Annotated in this window: 18 protein-coding genes and 1 pseudogene; 11 read left to right on the forward strand and 8 right to left on the reverse strand. The window is 51.0% G+C overall.

The annotated features are described in order from the left end of the window. Positions 1 to 9: 9 nt before the first annotated feature. Positions 10 to 1797, reverse strand: coding sequence for a DEAD/DEAH box helicase (locus MJZ25_01295; GenBank protein ID MCQ2122798.1), 1788 nt, complete (start codon positions 1795 to 1797; stop codon positions 10 to 12). Positions 1798 to 2005: 208 nt separating this feature from the next. Between MJZ25_01295 and aroE the strand changes: the two genes are divergently transcribed. The 7 genes from aroE to MJZ25_01330 are packed head-to-tail and all read left to right on the forward strand — an operon-like array spanning position 2006 to position 9873. Then, on the forward strand, positions 2006 to 2812 hold the full coding sequence (gene aroE, locus MJZ25_01300) for a shikimate dehydrogenase (GenBank protein MCQ2122799.1): 807 nt from the start codon (positions 2006 to 2008) through the stop codon (positions 2810 to 2812). Between the two features lie 2 nt (positions 2813 to 2814). Continuing rightward, positions 2815 to 4425, forward strand: a complete 1611-nt coding sequence (gene aroB / locus MJZ25_01305; protein ID MCQ2122800.1) for a 3-dehydroquinate synthase — start codon at positions 2815 to 2817, stop codon at positions 4423 to 4425. A 9-nt stretch (positions 4426 to 4434) separates the two neighbouring features. Then, entirely contained in the window at positions 4435 to 5418 is a 984-nt protein-coding gene (locus MJZ25_01310; protein ID MCQ2122801.1) for a GDP-mannose 4,6-dehydratase, read from the forward strand. Positions 5419 to 5437: 19 nt separating this feature from the next. Next, positions 5438 to 6481: a hypothetical protein gene (locus MJZ25_01315; protein MCQ2122802.1), complete on the forward strand. Its 1044-nt coding sequence runs from the start codon at positions 5438 to 5440 to the stop codon at positions 6479 to 6481. Then, a complete protein-coding gene (hisA, locus tag MJZ25_01320) occupies positions 6481 to 7260 on the forward strand; it encodes a phosphoribosylformimino-5-aminoimidazole carboxamide ribotide isomerase (GenBank protein MCQ2122803.1) in 780 nt (259 codons plus the stop codon). The genes MJZ25_01315 and hisA overlap by 1 nt, the downstream gene beginning before the upstream one ends. Next, positions 7232 to 8677 (forward strand): glycosyltransferase, encoded by a 1446-nt coding sequence (locus MJZ25_01325; GenBank protein MCQ2122804.1) that lies wholly within the window; start codon positions 7232 to 7234, stop codon positions 8675 to 8677. The genes hisA and MJZ25_01325 overlap by 29 nt, the downstream gene beginning before the upstream one ends. 41 nt (positions 8678 to 8718) lie before the next feature. Further along, entirely contained in the window at positions 8719 to 9873 is a 1155-nt protein-coding gene (locus MJZ25_01330; GenBank protein MCQ2122805.1) for an A/G-specific adenine glycosylase, read from the forward strand. Here the strand turns inward: MJZ25_01330 and MJZ25_01335 are convergent. Genes MJZ25_01335 through fmt form a run of 4 tightly spaced genes read right to left on the reverse strand, consistent with a single transcriptional unit; the run spans position 9838 to position 14417 of the window. Beyond that, positions 9838 to 11535: a hypothetical protein gene (locus MJZ25_01335; protein ID MCQ2122806.1), complete on the reverse strand. Its 1698-nt coding sequence runs from the start codon at positions 11533 to 11535 to the stop codon at positions 9838 to 9840. The two genes, MJZ25_01330 and MJZ25_01335, sit on opposite strands and share 36 nt — an antisense overlap. After that, entirely contained in the window at positions 11535 to 12167 is a 633-nt protein-coding gene (locus MJZ25_01340) for a hypothetical protein (GenBank protein ID MCQ2122807.1), read from the reverse strand. The genes MJZ25_01335 and MJZ25_01340 overlap by 1 nt, the downstream gene beginning before the upstream one ends. A gap of 10 nt (positions 12168 to 12177) precedes the next feature. After that, positions 12178 to 13473 carry an RNA methyltransferase gene (locus MJZ25_01345; GenBank protein MCQ2122808.1) on the reverse strand — a complete coding sequence of 432 codons (1296 nt, stop codon included), beginning with the start codon at positions 13471 to 13473 and terminating at the stop codon, positions 12178 to 12180. Positions 13474 to 13487: 14 nt separating this feature from the next. Then, the gene (fmt, locus tag MJZ25_01350) at positions 13488 to 14417 is read right to left on the reverse strand and encodes a methionyl-tRNA formyltransferase (protein ID MCQ2122809.1); all 930 of its coding nucleotides are present in this window, start codon (positions 14415 to 14417) and stop codon (positions 13488 to 13490) included. A 137-nt stretch (positions 14418 to 14554) separates the two neighbouring features. On the opposite strand from fmt, the gene MJZ25_01355 reads away from it, so the two are divergent. After that, complete coding sequence (locus MJZ25_01355; protein ID MCQ2122810.1) at positions 14555 to 14965, forward strand: CidA/LrgA family protein; 411 nt, start codon at positions 14555 to 14557, stop codon at positions 14963 to 14965. Further along, positions 14962 to 15654, forward strand: a complete 693-nt coding sequence (locus MJZ25_01360; protein ID MCQ2122811.1) for an LrgB family protein — start codon at positions 14962 to 14964, stop codon at positions 15652 to 15654. The genes MJZ25_01355 and MJZ25_01360 overlap by 4 nt, the downstream gene beginning before the upstream one ends. Positions 15655 to 15709: 55 nt before the next feature. Here MJZ25_01360 and MJZ25_01365 read toward each other — a convergent pair whose 3' ends face one another. Next, positions 15710 to 17116: a nitroreductase family protein gene (locus MJZ25_01365; protein MCQ2122812.1), complete on the reverse strand. Its 1407-nt coding sequence runs from the start codon at positions 17114 to 17116 to the stop codon at positions 15710 to 15712. 405 nt (positions 17117 to 17521) lie between these two features. On the opposite strand from MJZ25_01365, the pseudogene MJZ25_01370 reads away from it, so the two are divergent. Both MJZ25_01370 and MJZ25_01375 read left to right on the forward strand, forming a co-directional pair. Then, positions 17522 to 19231 (forward strand): annotated as a pseudogene (locus MJZ25_01370) (cellulase family glycosylhydrolase). Between the two features lie 72 nt (positions 19232 to 19303). Then, positions 19304 to 22633 carry a hypothetical protein gene (locus MJZ25_01375; protein MCQ2122813.1) on the forward strand — a complete coding sequence of 1110 codons (3330 nt, stop codon included), beginning with the start codon at positions 19304 to 19306 and terminating at the stop codon, positions 22631 to 22633. Between the two features lie 150 nt (positions 22634 to 22783). Here the strand turns inward: MJZ25_01375 and MJZ25_01380 are convergent, their stop codons facing one another. Next, positions 22784 to 23212 (reverse strand): hypothetical protein, encoded by a 429-nt coding sequence (locus MJZ25_01380; GenBank protein ID MCQ2122814.1) that lies wholly within the window; start codon positions 23210 to 23212, stop codon positions 22784 to 22786. A gap of 3 nt (positions 23213 to 23215) precedes the next feature. Beyond that, complete coding sequence (locus tag MJZ25_01385; protein MCQ2122815.1) at positions 23216 to 24136, reverse strand: hypothetical protein; 921 nt, start codon at positions 24134 to 24136, stop codon at positions 23216 to 23218. Positions 24137 to 24139 lie beyond the last annotated feature (3 nt).

Consider the following 24139-nt stretch of genomic DNA (forward strand, 5'->3'; position numbering starts at 1 on the left):
TTTCGCGAATTACTGTCTTGCAGCCAGTTCTTCAGGGGTTCTAGCCAAAATATCCCAGTCACCGCGCTTAATGATCTTGTAAGCATAGCCCTGTTCGGTCAAGAACAGCTGACGATTCATGGCAAATTCCTGTTCCTTGGAATCCTGGGTCACAATACTGTAGAAGTGAGCTGCACCGCCGTCCTGCTTCGGGCGAAGCACACGACCAAGACGCTGTGCTTCTTCCTGACGGCTACCGAAGGTACCGGAAATCTGGATCAGCACGTTTGCATCCGGAAGGTCGATAGCAAAGTTACCCACCTTGGAGACCATGAGATTCTTCTGGCTACCATCTCGGAAGGCGGCATAAAGTTTGTCACGTTCCTTGTTGGGAGTCTTACCGGTAATCAGCGGAATGTCCAAAACCTTGGAAAGGTTTTCCAACTGTTCAATATACTGACCGATAATCAGCACACGGTCATCCGGCTTGTCGTAGTACTTGAGCAAACGCTGGACAATGTCGGTCTTTTCGGGATTGGTACTGGCCAAGGTGATCTTGTCGCGGACAGGAGCCAAGGCATACTTCATCTTCATTTCCGATTCCATGGGAATACGGATTTCGTTACAGTCGGCAGTTGCGATCCAGCCTTGGGCTTCGAGAATACGCCAAGGAATGTCGTACTTCTTCGGGCCAATCAAGCTGAACACTTCTGTTTCCTTGTGGTCTTCACGAACCAAGGTGGCAGTAAGGCCCAAGCGACGGGTAGCCTGCATTTCAGTACTCAGGCGGAACACCGGAGCCGGAAGCAAATGGACTTCGTCGTAAATCATCAGGCCCCACTTCTGCTGGCTGAACAGCGGGAAGTTGGAAAGTTCCTTCTTGACCTGTTCTTCGGTACCTTCTTCCAGGTCGATTTCAGACAAAGTCTCGTTCGGATTCTCAGACTTCTTGGCGCGCTTACGCTGGGTCAAAATCTGGTAGGTAGCCACAGTGACCGGACCGATTTCCTTGACTTCGCCGGAGTATTCCTTCACCATGTCGGGAGTCAAGTCGGTCTTGTCGCAAATTTCGCGAATCCACTGGCGGGAGGCGGAAATATTCGGGGTAAGAATCAAGGTCTTAGTTTGTACCAAAGCCATGGTGGCAATGCCGATCACCGTCTTACCGGAACCGCAAGGCAACACGATCACGCCGGAACCGCCCTTTTCAGAACCGCTGGCGTAGAAGATTTGAGCAGCTTCCTTCTGGTAATCACGGAGCTTGAATTCCTTGCCGCTGAGCATGGTATCGCGGAGCTTGATAGGCAGGGGATCGCCTACGGTATAACCAGCCAAGTCTTCCACCGGGAAGCCTGCGTTGGTGAGAGCCATCTTCAAATGGCCACGACGTTCCGGATCCACCACAGCGTGGGTATCATCGATGAATTCAAGAACGAAAGGTTCTACTTCGCGAAGCTTGCAGATTTCCGTGAACATGAACTTGTCATCGGATTCGATGAGCAAACGATCACCATCTTTCTTGAGGCGCAGCAAGCCATAGCGGGACATGTAGTCTTCCACTTCGGTAATCACCGTCTGCGGAATAGGATAGCGGCTCTGGCTATCGAGACGTTCAAGAACTTCCTTGGCTCTGAGGCCAGTTGCTGCAGCATTCCACAAGCTCAAGTGGCTGATCTTGTAAGTGTGCAAGTGTTCCGGGCTCTTCACCAGTTCGGTAAAGGGGGCAATTGCATCACGTGCTGCTTCGTAAGTGGGGGCATCAACCTCCACCATAATTTCCATGTTACTTTGAACAATAATAGCGCCATTCGGATTCATAGGGCGCCAAATTTAATAAAATCCAAAAAACGTGGCAAGATAAGCTGTTCGAAGCCAATGAAAGAGAATTAAAACATCTCATTTACCTTTTTTATTATATCTTTATGATGTAAAAAAAGAGGTTTTTTTGAGCCAGTTAAACATTAATGGAAAAACCGAATCTCTCTGTATTTTCGGTAATCCGATTGGACACAGTAAATCACCTTTGATGCACAACGCCCTTTTTGAGTCCTTGGGCATTAATGCGGTGTATCACCCCCATGCTCCAGAGCCGGAAAACCTGGCCGACGCCATCAAGGGTTTCCGAGTTCTCAAGTACCGCGGGGCTAACGTCACCATTCCCTACAAGACCCCAGTCATGGACCTGGTTGACGAAGTTTCTGAAATTTCAAAGTTCACGGGCAGCGTAAATACGCTCTACTGGAAAGACGGTATCGTAGGTGGCACCCTTTGTGGCACCACAACCGACCCCTACGGATGTATCCGCAACCTGGAAGAATTCGGGGTTCATCCCGAAAATACCTCCGTGGCCCTGCTGGGTAACGGCGGTGCAGCCAAGGCTATCGCTTTCACTTTGGTGGAACGTAACAACGAGCTGACCATTGTATGCCGCACCAAGGAAAAAGGTCAGGCACTGGCAGACGGATTGAACAAGGCTTTCGCAGGAAAGGCTCCCACCGTCCAGGTGGTCACTTTCGCTGAATTCGCAAAGGTTTCTCCCAACATCAAGTTGATCATCAATGCAACCTCCGTGGGTATGACTCCCAACGTAGATGAATCTCCGCTGACTGAAGCTGACCTGACTGCTGGCCAGGCCGTATGCGACATCGTGTACACTCCCCGCATGACCAAGCTTCTGCAGATGGCAGAAGCCAAGGGTTGCAAGATTGTCACCGGCGAAGGAATGCTGGTACACCAGGGTATTGAAAGTTTCCGCAAGTGGTTCCCCGAGGAAACCAAGAACAAGACTAACGACGAACTCGCCGCTATTATGCGCAAAGGAATGCAAGGTTAATTATGAATAAGCACATCTTTTTCACAGGTTTCATGGCCAGCGGAAAGTCCCGCACCGGCCGCGCCCTTGCAGAACGTTTGAACCGCCCTTACGTTGATACCGACGCAGTTATCGTTGAACGCGCAGGCAAGACCATCAGCGAAATTTTTGAACAGGACGGCGAAGCCAAGTTCCGCGAAATGGAACGCGACGTGGTCGCAGAGTTTGCGGCCAAGGCCGAGCCCCATATCATTTCCTTGGGCGGCGGCGCACTGACTCAGCCGGCCAACCTGAAGGTCATCCGCGAAAACGGCACCATCATCCGCCTCTGGGCAAAGCCCGAAGTTCTTTCCGAACGCATCGGTCGCAAGAACACCCGTCCGCTTCTCGCAAATCTCAGCGACGAAGAACGCCTTGCAAAGATCAAGCAGATGCTGAAGGACCGCGAACCCAACTACGCTAACGCAGACTTCAGCGTAGAAAGTTCCAACGAGTTCTCCGAAGACCACGTTATCGAAAAGATTCTCCACATTATGCGCTTCTGGGAGAACCACGCTCTGGACGTTCTGCCCAGCAGCGGCGGCAAGTATCCCATCTTTATCGGCAAGAACATTATCCAGGATGTTGGCGTTCTGCTGGAATGCCTCAAGCTCTCCCCCAGCCATGAATTCCTGGTCTGCACCGACACCAATATTGCAAAGGCGCAGAACCGCACCTTGTTCGAATTGAAGAACCAGGCCGGCCGTTGCCCCATCTTCAAGTTCCAGGCAGGCGAACGCAACAAGACCTTGCACAACTTGAACCAGCTTTACAGTTTCATGCTTCATCGCGGCTACACCCGTAAGAGCTGTCTTCTGCAGTTCAGCGGTGGCGTCGTAGGTGACATGGCAGGCTTTGGCGCCGCAACCTACCAGCGCGGCATTCCCTTTATCCAGTTCCCCACCACCCTTCTTTCTATGGTGGACAGTTCCGTTGGCGGTAAGGTTGCCGTAAACCACCCCGAAGGCAAGAACATGATCGGCGCCTTCTACCAGCCTCACGCAGTGGTTGTAGACGTTGATGTTCTCAGCACCTTGCCTGAAACCGAATACCTGGCAGGCCTCGCCGAAATCGTGAAATACGGCGTGATTTACGATGAAGAATTCTTCCGCTACATGGAAGAACACGTGGAACAAATCAAGAACCACGATCTGGAAGTCCTTAAGCACCTGATCTACCGCAGCTGCGCCATCAAGGCAGAAGTGGTGGGCATCGACGAAAAGGAAGCCGGACTTCGCGCTATTTTGAACTACGGTCATACATTCGGTCACGCCATCGAAAACCTGACCCACTATGAAAAGTTCACCCACGGCATCGCCGTTTCTCTCGGTATGCGTGTGGCAGCCCGCGCCGCAGTTCTCCTGAACAAGATGACTGCAGAAGCAGAAGCCCGCCAGAACAAGTTGCTGGACGACCTTGGATTCCCCAAGACTTACGACATCGATGTGGAAGCCGCATGGGACGCCATGGCCGTCGACAAGAAGGCGGAAAAGGGCACTCGAGTTTATATTCTCCCCACCAAGATTGGTGCGGTAGAAAAGGTTTGCAACATCGACAAGAACATTGTTGCAGAATCTTGGAAGGCTATTAAGTAAGAGGTTTATATGAGTATTCTAGTTACCGGTGGTACGGGCGCATTAGGGTTCCATATTCTCTCCAGTCTGAAAGGTACTTCTCACGACCTTTACAGCTTCAGTGATGAACAACCCCAGCCCTGGCAAAAGGTCGATGGCGTTCAGTACTTGAACGGAGACCTGTTGAATTTCAAGGACGTGTTGGAAATGCTCCAGCAGGTGAGTCCCACCCACATCTATCATCTGGCAAGTCAGTCCTCTGTGGGCCTCAGCTACAAGAAGCCTTACGAAACACTGAACATCAACTTGCTAGGTACACAGAACCTTCTGGAAGCCGTACGCCAGGTTTGCCCCAAGGCAAAGGTGATGCTCCTGAGCTCCAGTGAAATCTACGGTCGAACCGAGCGCAACCTGACTTATCTTCACAAGGAATCTGACCAACCCAACCCCATGACACCCTATGCAACATCAAAGGCATGCATGGAACTATTGGGCAACCAGTTCCGTAACGCACATGGCTTGCACGTTGTATTCGTGCGTCCCTTCTACTTTACCGGGCCTCACCACAGCCGCCGTTTTGTAATTCCTTCCATTGCCTATCAGCTGGTGAAAATCAAGCACTACGGCACCGAACCGGTCATCTACTCCGGAAGCCTTGACGTAAGCCGCGACATCGTGGACGTTCGCGACGTGGCACGTGGTATGATCCAGCTTTTGAACCAGGCAGAATCCGGCGAAGTGTACAACATTTGCTGCGGTAAGTCCTACACCATCCGCGAAGTCGTGGAAATGATGGTAGACATCGCCGACGTGAACGTAGACTTCCGTTTTGACCCGGGTTATGAACGCCGCAACGAAATTCCCCTGCTCATCGGTGACCCCACCAAGGTAATGGACACTGGTTGGAAACCCATGATCAGCATGGAAGACAGCCTTACCGACTTGTTCAACGAAATGGTTCTGCGCCGCCGCATCGAATTGAAGATGGGCATGGGCAAAGATCTGAGACTTTAGAATTTCGTACATTAAGAAGATGGTTAAAAGTCTCTACACATCTATCTTGGCAATCCTTGTGGCTGCAGGCGTCGCTTTCGCAGCCGATGTTACTGCACCCAAGGGAAACGTCCGCGGTACCACAGTGGACGATTTTATGCCGCACCAAAATTCCGCCAAGGAATTCAACGAAACGTGGAACTACCAGTTTGTCTTTGACAATGGTACCCGAGCCTACGTTGGTTATTCCACCCTCTACGTTCCCAGTTCCGGCAAGAAGGTCGCTTGCGAACTTTCCTTCTGGAATTTCAAGGGCAAGAGCTATACCGTCGGTCGCCAATATCCGCCGGAACGCCTCGTCGCCGACAAGGCCAAGGCAACCATCGATATCAAGGGCGAATACAAGATGGAAAACAAGCCGGGCAAAGGACATCGCGTTTACTTCACTGCCGACAAGAACGGAAGCTTCTTCCTGGATTTGACCTTTGATTCAGCAGAAAACGGCAAGGTTCCCGGCGACGGCATTTGGAAGATTGGAAACGAAAAATTCGGTCAGTACATCCACATTCCCTACGGTCGTGTCTCCGGCAGAATCGCCTACAACGACGATACTTTGACCGTGAAGGGCTACGCCTATATGGACCAGGCCTGGCAAACCGTTCAGGCAACTGACTTGGCTGCACGAGTAATCAACTTCAGTTCCAATGCAAGAAGTCCGCTTTACGCAGGCCGTATGTTCATCACTCCCGAAGGCAAGTACGCTGGCTACGCTCTCTATAACGGTGGCGAAGGCTACAAGGTCGCCATGCCCAAGGAAATCAAGGACGGCGAACAAGTTTATACAGGAAAGAAATTCTCCAAGGGCGATTTGGAAATCTCTTGGAACGATGAATCAATTCCCGCACTGAAATTCAACACCGCAAAGCCTTTCCAGAAGGCAAGTTTCTTGGACAAGATTGACAGCTGGTTTGCAAAGAAAGCAATCAAGCTTGCCACTGGCGGCGAAATCATGTTCTACCGTGGACGCAGCGAAGGCAGCAGCGGAAAGAAAATTGACTGGTGTGTTACTGGAGTTAAGGATTAATGACAAAGTTTCGTCCGTGCATCGACCTGCATGATGGAAAGGTCAAACAGATCGTAGGCAGTTCCCTGAGCGATTCTGGAGCTGGCCTCAAGACCAATTTTGAAACGGACCGTTCTCCCGCATGGTTCGCAGAACTTTATAAGAAAGACGGCATTACTGGCGGTCACGTGATTATGCTGGGCAAAGGCAACGAAGCCGCAGCAAAGGCTGCCCTCGCCGCCTACCCTAATGGCCTGCAGATCGGTGGTGGCATCAATGCCGAAAACGCCAAGGAATATCTGGACGCAGGCGCAAGCCATGTGATTGTGACCAGCTGGATTTTTCCGGATGGCAAACTGGATCGCGAACGCCTCGCCGCCCTCGTAAACGTTGTAGGTAAGGAACATTTGGTTTTGGACCTTAGCTGCAAACGCACCGGTGTCGATGCCAACGGCAACCCCACCTGGAATATCGCAACAAACCGCTGGCAAACTTTGATCGACATCCAGATTACCCCGGCAACGCTCCGAGACCTGGCGGAAAGCTGCGACGAATTCTTGATTCACGCCGCAGACGTGGAGGGAAAGCAGCAGGGCATGGACGACGACTTGATTCGTTTCCTGGCAGAAAACAGCCCCATTCCTGCAACCTACGCTGGCGGCGCCAAGTCTCTTGAAGATTTGGTACACTGCAAAGAAATTTCTAACGGAAAGATTGACCTCACCATCGGAAGTGCATTGGACCTTTTTGGTGGCAAAGGAGTGAAGTACGATGACTGCGTCAAATTCAACAAAGCTTAAGGCTACAGACAAGCTGGACACTCGTCCAGGCATTTTTGGACGCACTGTCACCAGCACGTTCCGCAAAAGTTTTGGCATCAAGCACAAGCCACCAGGAAACATTCGTACCTGCTGGATTCCGCCTATTGTTTTCGGCTCCGCCCTCATCAATATTCCGAAATTGTTGAAGCTCCGTTCCTACCTGAAAAAGGAACGCAAGGCTCGCCTTGCAAAAGATCCTAACGACATTAGCGTCCTTTACTACTCTGACAATCTGGACGAAACCAACGGTATTGCAAATAACCTCCGCAACGTGATTCCCTACATGCGCGCCCACGGCTTGAAGGCCGGTCTCATGGGAAGCGCATTCAACACCCGCCCCTGCGGTGTTGTGGAAAACGGCTACTGCATTTTGCTGCCCCGTATGTTCAGCATGGAACAGCTGGGTTACGCCAACAGCGAACTGGCCATTCCCCGCGTAAGCCCGGTGCTCCGTTTGCTGAAGCGTTATCCCGTAGACATTATCGAACTTGAAACCCCCAGCCCTGGCGCATGGCTTATCGCCCTCTGCGGAAAGCTCGCTGGCATCAAGGTCATGAGCCATTACCGCACCGACGTTCCCCAGTACACAAGAACTTTGGTGAAGGCCAAGTGGATGCACTTCTATGTGCTCAAGCTGATGCAGATTTTCTACTGGATGGCACGTCCGGTAATCAGTCCCTGCGACGACTATTCCAACGCCCTCATTAACGAATTGAAGGTGCCGGAAAATCAAGTACGTCTGATGCCTCGCGGCCTCCCCCTAGAACGATTCCAGGCATCGATGCGTGGGCAGGGTACTTGGGAAAAGTTCGGCTGCACCCGCGAACAGCGCCCGGTACGATTCTCCTTCATTGGACGAATTTCCAAGGAAAAGAATCTGGAATTCCTGAACCGTGTCTGGAAGAAATTTGCAGCTAAGCATAACGACGTAGAATTAATGTACGTAGGCTACGGCTGGTACCTTGACGAAATCAAGGCTGAATTTGCCAAGAGCGACGTGAAGGACAGCGTGAATTTCGCAGGTGAACAAGGTGGCGACACTTTGGCCGGTCTCTACGCCGACTCCGACTTTTTCCTGTTCCCCAGCACTACGGACACCTTCGGCAACGTGGTGGTGGAAGCCATGTCTACAGGCACTCCCGCCATCGTCAGCAACTATGGCGGTCCCCGCAATATCGTGGACAGCGAAAAGCATGGCATGATTCTTCCCATCGACGAAGAAAAGTGGCTGCAAGCTCTGGAAAATTGCCGCAAGATGAAGCTGGAAAATGCAGAAGCCTACGAACAGATGCGTAAGGATTGTCAGATCCGTAGCACCCGCTACACTCTGGAAAATTCCAGCAAGTCCCAGTTCGAATATTTCCGAAAAGTCGCAAAGGAATACTACAAGGTATAGGCACGAGGTTCGAGGCTCGAGGTTCGAGGCTCCAGTCATAGATGGATTCGCAAGAATTAAAGAAACTCCGCAACTGGTTTTCAAAGAACGCCGCAGCACTGCCGTGGCGTCCTCTTGATTTAGACGCGCCCCGAGATCCTTACGCCGTATGGATCAGCGAGACCATGCTGCAACAAACCCAGGTTTCTACCGTACGCGAATACTTTGTCCGTTGGATGGAACGTTTTCCCGACGTCGCCACCCTTGCGAAAGCCTCTGAAGAAGAAGTCTTTAAATACTGGCAGGGGCTTGGATATTACAGCCGCGCCCGCAACATTCTGAAGACGGCGAAGATTGTAGCGGAGTCCGCAAACGCCACGGCAAGTGCTGCGACGACCTCACAAAAAACGCCTCCCATGCCCGCCACCCGCAAGGAGCTGGAAGCTCTTCCCGGCATTGGTGCATATACTGCAGGCGCAATTCTCAGCCTCGCTTACCACAAGCAAGAAGCGATTCTCGACGGGAACCTGGTCCGTATTTTCGCCCGTTTCTACGCGCTGGATTTTCTCCCCACAGAAAATGCAAACGCAGCCGCCACCTACTGGAACTACGCCAAGGAAGTGGCGGACTCCCCCAAGGCTTACATGCACAACGAGGCCCTGATGGAATTAGGCCGCACCGTTTGCAAAATCAAGAATCCGGAATGTGCCAACTGCCCTCTCAAAGAGAGGTGTAAAGCATTCGCCGCAGGCACCACCAGTCAATTTCCGCCAGCAAAAAAGCACGTCCAAAAAGACTGGCACGGCACTGTCCTCATCATCGAAAGCAAGGACCATAAAATCCTCGCCGTTCATGGCGGCCAAAAATTTTTCAGCAACCAGTTCGCCCTCCCCCATTTCGAGACGGCGAAAAGTGTCGCTATTGGCCTTCCCCAGCAAGCAGAAAATCTAATTAACGCCGACGACATTCTATCCATCGAAAAGATCGGTTCCTTCCGTCACGGCATTACCGTCCACAAGATTTCTTGCGGCGTTCTACATATCACCCTGAACAAAACTGCAAAAGCAGCACAAACCAGCGTCACTCGCGCACGAACTGGCAAGACCGCAAATCAGGAAACACTGTGGATAGAAAAAGCGAAGGCCACAGAGACCTTCGCCAACAGTTTCAGTTTAAAAGCCTTAGAATCTCTTTCGAGCTGTGCAGATAAATCTTAAGCGGTCGTGACTACCGTTGGGAACTTCAACCACTTCCTTTGCAAGAACGTGGAGCAATGTTCCCGCAAAAGTAATTCCGTACTTCGGGAAGTTCTGTTCAAAGGTAACATCCCAATACCAGTCGCCCTTCACAACCATGGGATCGATGCTGCGCAAGTTCCACTTGGCGTCGCTACGATACTTCACAGAATGAGAAATTCTGAAAGTCTTGTTAATCAACCAATCACCGGTAAAAGCAACAAAGTATTCAGCCGGAGTGACTTCCAATTTTTTGGTCAAGCCACTGATTCTTTCAAAACCAACCATGGCATTGAACTTGAACATATCCTGATACCAGGCGTTCAACCAAATTTCTCCAGTGACGCCCTTAATCCAAGAATCAATTCGGCCTGCGCCGCCATAACGGAAGAAATAAGAGTTCTCATCAACAAAGCCATCCACATCAAATGTTTCAGCTCCGTATTCTGCCCAGAAGCTACCCTTACCACCATAGTTTAAACTTGCCACCGTATCATTAAATACTGCATAGCCCTGGATAAGGGTCATTTGACCATCAGCCGTCAAGTCAATCTCATGATTGTTAAGGATTTCCTTGGTATCGGCCAAAGGATTCAAACGGGTTCCGGAAATGTTCTTCACGCCAACGGTAGCGCCCATGGTCTTAGGAGTAGGAATTTCAAACTGGACGCTATCCTGCACAAGCCAATCGCGTTCGTTTATACCGAACATCACATCGGCTGTCAAACGCTGCAACGGCTGGAAACGCAATTCAACAAAAGGCCAGAAAACACGGTCTTCCTCAAGATCCGTATAAACTGTTCCGGAATCGCTGACTCCACGGAAGGCAAGGCCTGCAGAAATTTGAAGTTTACCTTGTCTGCAAGCTTCATCACACTGGTAGTAGATGGAGCCGTTCACTTCCTGACGGGAGCCCCGTTCCTTCTTAGACTTGTTCATGTATTCCGCATCCTCGTAAGCGAGGGTCACGGAGACATTCTTCACATCCGCACGAGCTTCAATACGGGGCTTAAAATGAGTCGGTATCCAGCGGGAAGATGCAGTGTATGTCCACAAATATTCTTCACCAGCAACAACAGAAGCGTTCACCATGGAGTTGGTGTAACCAACGCCTGCATAAGCGGTACTGAACAAGGGGTAGTTTTCACCGAAGTGGGCAAAGCTATTATCCACCTGGCTTCTTCTGTAAGACGACATCTTTTCAGAGAAATGGTCGTCCTGGAACAAGCGGCCTGTTATCCAAAAACCCTTATAGGCAGGAGTCGTAAAGCCCACTTCAAGGAAGGGAGTTCTATTAGCCGGATATGCCTTGTCACTGGGAAGCAAGTTCTGATAAATCATGTCGCCCAGTTCATTTCCGGTTTTCAACCAGAAAGAAGGATCAAGGGGTTTCCAGGACGGAGTCCCAGACATACGATTGAACAGCAAGCGATCACGCAACTTTGCAGGGGTCCACAGCTCGCTTTCAGAATAGGTACCGCCGGCGCCGAGAATTCTATCAAAAGCATAAGTGGGACCGCCAATAAGGTAGGTTCCATCACCGCGAACTTCGTATTCCATGCCTTCAACTTCAGCATCAACCGTTGCAAAAGTCGGCGCAGCCAAAGCAGCAGTCAGGGCAAGAGTCAAGAAGGATTTTTTCATTACCAGATCCTCCTTTCAATATAAAGGCCTACAGTGAGCATTTCAGAACGCTTAGGCAAAGTCCAAAGTTCTTCCCAAACAGCATTCATGCCGACACGGTATTTTTCAAAATTCCAGAACGGGATGTTCAAATGAACGAACCAACCAAATTCTGTTTCATTGTCACCCAGTGTTCCACCAAGATCGTTTCCGAAATCCAGGGTCTTTCCTTCCTTGACTTCCGCACGGGTAAAATTACAAGTAAAACCAGCACCAATAATGAGGGGACGAATGTATTTCAATTTCCAATCCATACCCACTTTACCAGAGAACTGGTTAACGCCATTCAACTTTGTCTTGGCCACAGGCTTGAAATAGGAATAGTTGAAAGTCATAAAGCCATCAGCATTTTCCCAATAGGAGTAACGGATTCCAACACCACCATAAAGGGTGTTTTGGACTGCGTCGATCAAGTCTCCAAAGGGATAAATTTCACCGCCTTCAATGGACACATAGAAATGCTCGAAGGCATAGTCCGCGGGATTTTTTTCTACAGACGGCTTTACTGCTGCAGAATCCGCAGCAGGAGTCTGCGCAAACAGGGTCGCCGCAAACACAGACAAAGCTAACAGCAGAACTTTCAACTTATTCATAGAAACCTGCTTATGCGTTACGAATCAAGGCCTGGGCAAAGAAACCATCGAAACGGGAATCCTTGTTACCGGGAAGCACGGCGTCGCCCGCCTTTGCAAAATTCGGATGAGCCTTGAGAAACTTGGAAATAACCTGGGTCGTTTCCACCGGATCCGGAGAGCAGGTGGCATAAACGATAACGCCCTTTTCTGCAAGAACGTTAGCTGCAGATTCCAGCAAACGGTACTGCAAGTCAGCCAATTCCTTCAGAGACTGATTGGTCAGGCGGTAAACGGCTTCGGGTCGGCGGGCAATCACGCCCATGTTGCTACAGGGCACATCCAAAAGAATGCGATCCACCAGAGCACCCGGAGACAAGTTCAAGCCTCGGGCAATAAATTCCATTCCGTTGCCTTCCGTAAGAGAAAGCACATCGATGCAAGCAGTATGAATGTTGGTGAGGCCGAGGCGGTCAGCCAAGTCCTGCATCTTGTCCATACGGAAATCAGAAACATCGCTGGCGAGAATGCAGAGGCTGGGGTCCATTTCTGCCATGAGGGCGGACTTGCCACCAGGAGCAGCACAGGCGTCCCAAACCTTCAGGCCGGGCTTCAAATCCAGAAGTTTCACCACTTCGTAGGCGGAAGGATTCTGCAGGCTGAATTCGCCCTTTGCAAATGATTCAGATTCAAGAACCGGCTTCAGTTTTGCATCGGCAGGAACCTGAATGTAACGGTCGTAAAGAATGGAAGCTCCATCAAAGCCAAGTTTCTGGGCAAGCTTAGGAGCGTTAGTCTTCTGAAGATTTACGCGCAGCCATTCCGTCGGTCGTTCCAAAGTCTTCTTTGCGAGAAGTTCAGCAGTGTCACCGCCGTACACGTCAAACCAACGACGTACAATCCATTCGGGCACGGAGTTTTCAATAGAAACTCGGCGCACGCGCTGCGGGGGCATTTGCGGAAGACCGCTCTTCTTTGCTGCACCAAGTACGCCATTCACCAGGCGGGCAGCACCATCACCAAAGCCAAGTAACTTCGCGAGATTTGCGCTGGTGCTGACAGCGGCGTAATCCGGGACGCTCATAAAGAACATCTGGAACAATCCCATCTCGATAATCATCTGGAGTTCCAGCAAAGGTTTCTTCTTCGTCAACGTCTTGACGAAATAATCCAGGTAAAGATGGCGACGGCAAACACCCAAAGCAATTTCCATGGCAAAGGGAGAAAGTCCACTGTCCTTGATAAACGCACCCTCATCAACCCACTGCATCAAGACGCGGTAGGCCTCACGGCGTTCCTTAAGCTGATCCTTGACTTCGTTCTGCATGAAACAACCAATTGCTAATTGCCGAAGGCAAGTCCGTCGTGATTCTGGATGCCACGCATAAAGTCTGCCACCGGCATGGGCTTCTTGCCTTCGGCCTGAATTTCAATCACTTCCAGGAGACCTTCGCCAGTGCCTACATAGAAGCGCTTGTCCTTGAAGGCAACTGCACCAGGAGCGAGGCTGGGGCCGTTTGCGGGAGTGTCTGTAACGCGGAGGTAGACCATGCGGCCGCCCAATTTTCCATAGCCACCGGGCCACGGGTTGAAAGCGCGGATGCGGTCGTGAATCACCTTGGCCGGAAGATTGAAGTCGATAAGACCTTCTTCCTTCTTCAGTTTGGGAGCACCAGAAGCCTGGGCGTGATCCTGAGTCAAATCCTTTTCAGTACCGGTAATAAGCTGGTTAATAGCATCGTCCAAAGCTTCACAACCGGGAGCCACCATCTTTTCCAGAAGGCTTGCGGTAGTATCCTGATGGTCGATGGGAATCACACGCTGAGCAAGGATGGGACCGTGGTCCATCTTTTCATCCAGGCGGAAAACAGTAACGCCTGTTTCCGGGAGGCCATCGGCGATAGCGCGCTGCACGGGAGCGGCACCGCGGTACTTGGGAAGCATACTGCCGTGAACGTTCACAGCACCAAACTTTGCAACGCCAAGAATGTTCTTAGGAAGAATGGAGTAAGCCACCACCACAAAGAGGTCCGCACCAAAGGCGCGGAGTTCTTCTTCAAATTCCGGAGCCTTCAAGTCCACAGGCTGCAACACCGGCAGGCCATATTCCAAGGCCAGGCTCTTTACCGGCGGAGGAGTCAGCACGCGGCCGCGTCCTGCGGGACGGTCCGGCTGAGTTACAACACCAACAACTTCTGCAAAGTCACTTTCTTTCAAGTGCTTCAAAAAACATGCCGCGAATTCCGGCGTACCCATAAATACAATCTTCATATGTAGGAATATAGCAATTAAAGCAGGATTATTAGCCAAGAGCCCTTAGCAGCTAGCAAATATAACCGCGGCAACATCACCATATTTCTCTTTTACCCTTGTTCCTTTAACCAACAACTTTTATATTTGGCACCGCTATGAGAATACCTCTTCAAATTGCCGTGATTTTTGCCATTTGCCTGGCAGGCGAATTTCTAAACCAAGTGGTTGGCATTCCTATTCCGGGTAACATTCTCGGCATGGTTCTGCTCCTTATATTACTTTGTACTAAAATTCTTAAACCGGAGCAGATTTCCGGCGTTTCCAGTTTCTTCTTGAACCATCTGGCACTTTTCTTCTTGCCGCCAAGCATCGCCATTATGACCGTTGGCGACGACATTCTCAGCCAGTGGCCCACCCTACTCCTTCTTTGCATCGTACTGACGCTCATCAGCTTGGCAGCCACCGGCCTTACCACGCAGTTTCTCATTGGCCATCAAGAAAAGCGTCTGAACATCGAACAACTTGAAGATGACGAAATGAAACAATCCACTAGGGGGAAGAAATGAACACCATCATCAACTCGCCCCTGTTCGGAATTTTCCTGACCTTGGCCGCCTTCGAAGTGGGCGTGGCTCTGAACAAGAAATTCAAGTACTCCATCTTGAACCCGCTGCTCATCGGCCTCATTCTCATTGTGGGATTCCTGATGATTACGGGAATCAGCTACGACAGCTACAAGATAGGCGGCGACTATGTTTCCATAATGCTAGGCCCCGCTACTGTGGTTTTGGCCGTTCCCTTGTACAGGCAGCTGGGCAACCTCAAAAAGCACTGGCTCCCGATTTTGACAGGCATCGCCGTCGGTAGCCTCACTTCCATTTTCTGCGTGGTGGCAGCCTCTAAGTTGGTTGGCCTTAGCGAAACCTTGATGCTTTCCTTGGTTCCAAAGTCCATCACCATTCCCATGGGCTCCGTAGTTTCCGAACAGATTGGCGGCATTCCCAGCATTACCATTATTTCCATTGTGATTACGGGAATTACTGGAGCCGTCACTGCTTCTGTGGTTTGCAAGTTCTTCCGCATTAAGCACAAGGTGGCACAGGGTATTGCCATCGGTACAGCTAGCCACGCACTAGGCACCACCCGTGCCATGGAAATCGGAGAAACCCAAGGCGCCATGAGCTCCCTCGCCATCGGCATTGCGGGAATCTTCACCGCAGTAGTGGCACCGATTCTATTGCAAGTGATTGCATAACCATTCCTGGATTCATTCGCTTCGCCTTACGGCGCCGCTCAGAATGACATCGGGTCTACTTCCCCACAAGGATTTCGGAAATAACAGATTCCTCTTCGGGAATGTTGCAGAGCTTTTTCAGGTCGTCTTCGTAGAAGAAATGAGGGCTGCGAACGGTCTTGTTCAACACTCGTCCAGACAAGTGCAGAGATTGCAGAATGTATCCCGCATTCAAATTCAAGTAGCGGTAAGCGCGTTCTCCCAGCAGGTTGCAGGCTTCCTTCAAGTCGGCAGTAAGTACCACGGCAAAGGCTGCGTTTTCAGCATCTTCTACAGCGGCGTGGCACTTGGCAAACTTTTTCATCACCACAACACCGTTCTGCATGTAGATGGACTTGCGTACAGGCACATAGCGGTACACACCAGGGTACACAAACATCACATCAAAAGTCACAATCCAGATTTTCAAAAGTCCTGCGCCGAACAAATTGATCGGGCCCAGTTCCAGCCAGCGAAGCATACTGGAAAAATCATCCAGGTCCATGCTGATCTTTCTGAAGGGCACGTTTTTTGCGGCCACCTGTTCCAAGTCGGGCAACGCACTAAGGTAGCTGTCGCCAGAATACTTCGCAGGAGTCAGGGGGAATTCATCGCCGGGCAGTGCCTGGGAAACCAAGCGACGCACACGAATGCACTTGCTTAAATCTTCAATGGTTTCTGCACGGTTCTGGTGCATAAAGCGGGCAGCATATCGATCCGCCGAAGCCACCATATCCATTTCGCTTCGGTTGGAATAGGCCGATTCGCCCACACCATCATCCACCGAGTCGTAGGCAACTTCGCTATACTCCGGAAACACCGCCAAGCAAGCCAGCGGAACTTCTGTAGAGGGCAACTTCAAGGCCACCGCCACATCGTCATCTACAAAACCACCCAGAGGGAAAACCTTCGCGCCCTTGCGTTTTGCGTCCAGCAGAACACTTCCCACGCAGGCGCCCACATCACGCTGCACCTGGGAATAGGCCGATTCCTTAAAACGCCAAACAGCGCGTTCCAAAATTCCAGTAAAAATGTACAGCACCGGAGTGTCGCAGACAAAATCCTTATCCGGGAAAGCCGCTGCCAAGGATTTCATTTCATCCTTGCCGCCAATTTTCACCAACTGGCCGGCGACAGTCCTTGAAGCGGAGCCCGCGGCGGAATCAACCCCTCGGCCCGACGCACCCCCAGCAGCATCGTAGGCATAAATCCCATCGGGCAAACTGCGGCCTCTCAGAACCACATAAACGCCCACAGGCTTAATATCATCTCCAGAAACGTACCCAAAACCAGGCACGTCTTCTGCCCGGACATCAATTCGGTTACAGCCAGAGTAACGGCGATCCGCCGCTTTTTGCTTTTCCCACTGCAGCACAATGGGATCCGCAACGGCCTTCGCTGCGTACTTTACCGATTCATGGTAGGTTTCTGAGTAAAAATTCATGGAATACCTTTAATATAGCAGTTTTTCGCCTAAAAAGACGATCTTCGCAAGTCAAAAAAACAATACAGCTAATACGCTTTTTCCATTTACAATCAAAAACTGAATGTACCGACTAAAGAATTTAAATCTATTTTAAAAAGGATTAAAGTCAAAAAAGGAACATCTATGAACTACAAATCCTTGGCAACACTTACTGCCGCCGCAGCACTCGCTTTCTTTACCAGTGCATGTAGCGACGATCCCAAGACCGAAAACCCCACCGGCGGCAACGACACCCCAATCCTCCCCGACAATCCTACCGGTGGCGACTCCACAGTTACCGATCCCACTGGTGGCGACGATCCCACTGTCGGCGGCGACTCTACCAGCACCGAACCCATCGTTGTTGAACCGTTTACCCCCAAGGGCATCCTGATCGACGACTTTGAAGATGGCGATGGTGAAACCGCACAGGGCAACGGTTGGTTCACCTATGACGACCAGGGAAATAAAGGTGCATCTGTCATCGAAACTGCCGTTAGCGAAGAAGGCTACCCCGTCGCTGTCGAAGGTGGTTACAACTCCAAGTATGGTTTCCAGGTGAACTACACCTTGGACAAGGGTGATTACCCATACGACCCCTACGTCGCCATTGGCGTTGCCATTAGCGAAGAAGATTTCTCCAAGATTGGCGGTATCCACTACTGCTATAAGGGCGGCAAGCACACCGTTCGTGTAGAAACCTCTGACGTGACCGACTTCGACGTCCACGGCACCCAAATGCCGGCATCTACCGCCGCATGGAAGTGCGTTGACGTCAAGTTCCGTGACCTGGCTCAGGAAGGCTGGGGCGTATACGTCCCCTTCAACAAGGAAAACATCAACCAGATCAGTTTCCACATCAAGGGAACTGCTAAGGTTTCCACAGGTTCCCTGATTATCGATAACGTGGCATTCCTTGATCAAGACGCCCTGCCTGCAGACGTTGCAGACCTGACCATCAACGAGCCCTCCATTCCTGAAGTTACCATCGGCGACATCGCCATCAGCAATCCGCTGCAGGAAAAGGCCATGAAGTACCTGAACAAGGGTGTAAACTTCACCAACTGGCTGGAAGAAGCTAACGGCAAGTTTGACGGTACTTTTGAATTCGGCGAAGACGACATCAAGCTTCTTGCCGGCTACGGTTTCAAGAGCATCCGCCTGCCCATTGACCTGGACCTCTATGTGACCAACAAGAAGGATTTCCTTGCAGGCAAGGCAACCGAACTTGCTTTCGATGACGAAACCTTGTTCAAGGTTCTCGATTCCTTCGACACCTGGACCAAGGAAAACGGCATGTCTTTCGTAATCGACTACCACGAATACGACAACAGCTACAACGCTACATCTGCTAACGACACCATCTACATCAAGATGATGGCCGGCGTCTGGAAGCATGTTGCAGAACACTTCGCCACAAGCGAACGCGAAGATATCTTCTTCGAACTGCTCAATGAACCGGACATGAGCAATGGTAAGGTGACTGCAGCCCAGTGGACTGTTGCCGCACAGGCCATGATCGACGCTATCCGCGAAGTAGACAAGAAGCATTCCATCCTCTTCGGCGATGCTCAATGGTACTCCATGACGCTCCTGGCCAAGCGTACCCCGTTCACCGACGACAATATCATCTACGTCATCCACACCTACGAACCCTTCGTCTTCACTCATCAGGGCGGTTCCTGGACTGACTACGCTGCAGTCAAGAACATTCCGTTCCCCTATGATCCGGCCAAGTGGTCCGAATACTCTGTTGACTTCGGTGTTTCCGCCGCCAACAAGAGCAAGGTTCTTGGAGCCATCAAGCAGTACTACAAGACTGGCAGCAAGGAAGCTATCCTCCAAGCCGTCGCCAAGGCAAAGGCTTGGGCTGTTACGAACAACGTTCCTGTGATCATCAACGAATTCGGCGCACTCCGTGATAAGTCTGATGCAGAATCCGTTCTGAACTACTACAAGGCCATGGCAGAAATTTGCGACACCTTGCAGATTCCTTGGACTCACTGGGGCTACACTGGCGGATTCTCCGTCATCGACAAGGATGGCAAGCTCTACGACGGTCTGGCAGAAGCCATGGGCCTCGAAGCTAAGTAAATCAAGGCTTTCCGCTTTTAATTAAAGAAGCTGCTCCAATCAATGGGGCGGCTTTTTTGTAGATTGTAGCTAATGCGTGCTTTTAGATTTTTGAAGACCTTTTTTGTGGTATCCGCTTCTGCGGTGTGTTCTCTTGCAGTTGCCGGAGGCTTTTACGGCAACCAAAGCGACGTCAAATGGAAAACCGCTGGATCCGATCGTTTTCAATTCTTCTACCCTGCAGAATATTCTAGCCACGCATCAAAAGTTTCAGCCTACGCCGAAGCCGTTTACGACAGCGTCGTAAGTCGTTATCACAAGGATTTGCCTAGCCGTGTCAATGTCACCCTGAGCAACGCCCTGTACAGTAACGGTAGCGCTGTCCCCAGCGAAAACGCATTGAACCTCTGGCTCACCAACTGGGACTTTAAAATCCGCAGTAGCCACGGCTGGCTCGCCGATGTGGTCACCCACGAATTCAGCCACCTGGTCAGTATCGAAAGCGGAAGCAAGGTTCGTCCCAACATTTATGGTCTACAGTTCAGCTACTCCGACTACTACAACGAACGCATCACCAACGATTTCATATCGCTAATTCCGTTCACTTTACAGCCCCTGTGGCTTGCCGAAGGTACAGCCCAGTATGAGTCCAGCCGCATGGGATTCGACGGCTGGGATACCCACCGCGACATGTTGCTCCGCGTTGCCGCCTTAAACGACAGCTTGCTTTCCTTGGAATACATGCACGACTTCTCGGACAATTCCTTGTTCGCAGAACTCGGTCCCTATACACAGGGCTTTTCTCTCGTCCTGTACATCGACAAGCACTACGGCGAAGATGCCGTTCCGAAAATTTGGAACAATCTTGCAAAGCTAAACAGAATGACCTTGGACGGAGCCATCAAGGATGTCCTTGGCATCAGCGAGCAGGAACTGTACGACAACTGGAAAAAGGAAATCACCGAAAAATACAAGGCGCAAAAAGATTCCCTCGGGGAACTTGTTGAAGGGACCAAGCTTACCGAAAACGCCTTCTGGCAAGATTTCCCCGTTGTTGCAGGAAAGCACCTCTACGGCATTTCCAACTTCGGCGGGCCATGGTTCGACGGCAGCGTCTTCAAGATGCCGCTGGAAGCCGACACCTCAAAGGCCGACACGGCTAAGGTTGCCTCAGCCGACACCTCAAAGGCCGACAGCGCAATGGTTGAAATCGGCGATGTGGTCGTCGAGAACAGCACCGAAGAGGACAGTTCCACCACTATCAACATCGGGGACTACGCCAAATGCGGATTCAAGGCAAAGAAGCCCTGGTTCGACAAGGGCATCGATGTTTTTGAAGATTCCGTGCAAGGTCCTGTGCTGGCCTACATCAGCTATCAGAATCGCGACAAGGATGGACACGCACACTTTGATGTGGCAGTTAGCGACACAAGCAAGCACCAAATATCATTGACCTACCTAGTAGACGCAGTCTACCCCACCATCGACAAGCAGGGAACAACCGTCGCTTTCGTTCGTCGCGAACCCTACAGCACCCGATTCAGTCTGAGCAAGGTTCCCTACCCCAAGGACATCAAGGATTACGTTTCCGAAGATCCCGTGGACATTTTCGTTCCGGATACCCAGTATACCTACTACAACATCTACAGCCCGAAATTCAGCCCCGACGGAAAACGTATCGCCTTCGGTTTCTTCGACAACAAGGTTCGCGGCATTGCAGTCATCGATTCCGACGGCAAGAACTTCAAGGTTGTAAGCAACTCTGAATACGACGAACGCGACGTCAACTGGATTGATGATGACAAGATTATTTTCGCCAGCAACCGCAACGGCATTTTCAACCTGATTGAAAAGAGCCTGAGTTCCGGCGCAGAACACCCCCTCACCAACGTGGTTGGCGGAGCGTTCACTCCTGTACTGAACAAGGACACCATCTACTACACCAACTACGACAAGGATGGTTTCTCCCTCTACAAGTTGGCCTACAGCACCTTCATTCCGGCAAAGGCCGACACCACAACAGAAGGCACCAAGGAAATCGTCCTGAAGGGCTCACCTCTCAAGCGCGTTGAAAAGCAGCTGGAGTTGCCGGAACTGGAATTTGCCGGTGTCGAACAGAACTACAAGCCCATCCCCAACGTTCCTTTGTTCATTCCCATGCTCGCCCTTGCAGAAAGCGCACCCGACCTTACCGTTTTTGGCGATGGTCAAATGAAGGTGAAAGCAGGCCTTGCAGTGGTCCTCAGCGATCCTCTGAAAAAGAACAACGTTCAGCTAGGCTTGCTCCTGGAACTGGGCAAGGGCCTCTTTGAAAATGTCCAAGGCCTCTTCCCCGCCCTTGAAAAAGAATTCTTTGCTTCCTGGGAAAACCGCAGTACACCTTTGGACCTGGGACTTTCCTACACTTACGCCAACTACACCAGCAAGGACACCGTCCGCTACGAAGACGTTAAAGCCCACGGAGGAGATAGCCTCGGCATTAACAACTACGCCGTTTCCACTCAATCCATTGTGGCAAGCGCCGGCTATAGCATATTCAAGTCCATCGACACATTGCAAATTGCCGGTGGTTACAACTGGTCCGACTTCAACCTGTACGAAGACTACTTCAGCTGGACCTACCAGAAGCAAATCGTCGCCATGGCAGCCCTGGGCCTCTACGGTGAACATAGTGAAGATGACATCAGCGGCTCCGGCAATGGCGCATTCCTCTATTATCAATACTCAAACAACGACCTGTACCGCCCGGGAACCTTCGCCGAAAGCTTTACCGTTACAAGCAGCGGAAAGGTCAAGCCTAACTACAGAAACTTCAACATTCATGAAATCGGTTTGAATCTCTACGGCAGCTTACAGAGCCCGTGGACAGGCGCACGTCTTGCTGCTGGCGGCAAGATCAGCGGCATCGTCCACTGGAATACCGACGCCAAGGAAGACACTCTGGATTCCTACTATTACAAGGCTTTGTTCCTGGAAGGCTACCCCTACCTCCGCAGTTCCGAAGACTACACCTTGTCCGGAACAAGAACGGCCATGGCTGAAGTCCATTACCTCTTCCCCATTTATGATGATTGGCGTAAGCACGCCTGGATCTTCAGCACCCGCAGCTTCTACTTCGATCTCTTCGCCCAGATCGGCGCAGCATGGCAGGGCGATTGGATTGATACGGACAAGTGGACCGACCATCGTTTCTGGGATCGTAGCGTAGGCTTAAGCTTCCGCATGAGTAACAAGATATTCTACAGCGTACCGCTGGATATTTCCTTAACCTTCGCCAGAGGCCTCAGCCGCATCGGTGAAGACAAGGACCTCCGTGGAGGTCGCAAGGTCAAACCCATCGATATTCCGGTGCTGCCTGACTGCGTATCGCCCACACGAATCCGCTTCGCCATTGGAATGGGCTTTAATAATACGTGGCAGTAGGCCACGTATTATTTCAACACCATCGGCTCGGTCATGAACAAACTTCGTTTGTTCGCGACTCTCGCCTTGGGGCGTTGGCAATAACACATGGCAATAGCCAGGAATCGGCACCATGGGTAAAAAAGAAAAAGGGACTTGAAGCCCCTTTTTTTATTTCTTGTTGATTTCGCCGGGGAGTAATTGTCCCGGACTGGTTCTGCGAGCCGCATCGCCCGTAAAGTTAGGATTGAATGTCTTGATCTTCGCGCTTTTCATTTCCGCCTGAATGTCGTTCATGTGCATTTCCCACTGACGAATGGCTTCGTCCAGTTCTGCACGGGCATTCAGCATCAGTTCCTTGAGCTGCATCAGTTCAAGCATCCTGTCGCGCTTCATGATCCACAGTTCTTCTTCCTCGGGCATGCGCTCGATATTGAACAGCAGATTCAAGTAGTCTTCTTCAGCCTTGGAGTAGGCCTTGTAGGTTTCCTCGTAAACAAGATGGCGGTCATCCACCAGCGTCTGCTGGTGAGACGGATGAGCCGCACATCCCATCAAGGCAAAGCCCGCCATGCAAGCAAGTACAAAAGAACGCTTCATGAATTATTCTTCGCCTTCGCCAGGTTTCTTGACGGTGTAGAGACGTTCCAAAAGGATGTGGCTATTGAAAGTCACAGTATCCTTGGTTGTCGGGTTCACCATGGTGTGGACACCCTTCTTCACTTCGCGTTCCTGGCAAGGAATACCGGAATCCACATCGATAGCGATACCGAATTCCGTTGCGTACTCTGCAGAAAGGCCCGTGTTGTAAGCCATGTACTTTTCAGGAATGATCTTGCTGTTGACGTGCTGTTCCCAAATGTAGTAGGGGAAGCTTTCCTTTTCGTGTAGGTACACATTGTACCAAAGGCAGTTTCTCTTATCCAGATGCTGGAAGCCCTTGGTCACCACAGAGTCTACCTGAATCAAGGCGAAATTCAAACGGCCCTGGTCCTTGAGCAGCTGGGTAATGTCAGCGCGTTCCGGAACAGTACCCTTAATCAAGTGGTCCATTTCCCAACGGTGCTTTTCTGCACGGGCCAGGTGAGGCTTGTATTCCGGGTTCAGCAACTGGTCACGCCAGCGCTTGGGCATGGGAATCTTGTTCACCAGGGAGTCGTATCCTTCGTTAAGGCCTTCGATGCTGAGCACATTGCGATCTACGGCAGACATATTGACTTCGTCCACACGCCAAACCAGTTCAGAAGGCATGAAGTTCTTCAGGTAACCCTGGGAAGCGTCAATGCTGTACTTACGATTGACCTTGATGGTATCGCCAGCCTTGGAATAGTTCAATACACCGAACGTCTTGGTAATGGTTCCCATACGTTCTTCGCCTTCCATGTCGTAAGTGGCGATAAAGCTCTGCACGCAGATTTCAACATCTACGGGAGCCTTCAAATCATAATTTATCGTAACATCGGAATCGTTACAGGCACAAAGGGCCAATGCGGCACAAAGGCCAAATAAACTTCTAAGATTCATAAA

It is taken from the genome of Fibrobacter sp., from assembly GCA_024399065.1.
In the GTDB taxonomy this organism is placed as follows: Bacteria; Fibrobacterota; Fibrobacteria; order Fibrobacterales; family Fibrobacteraceae; genus Fibrobacter.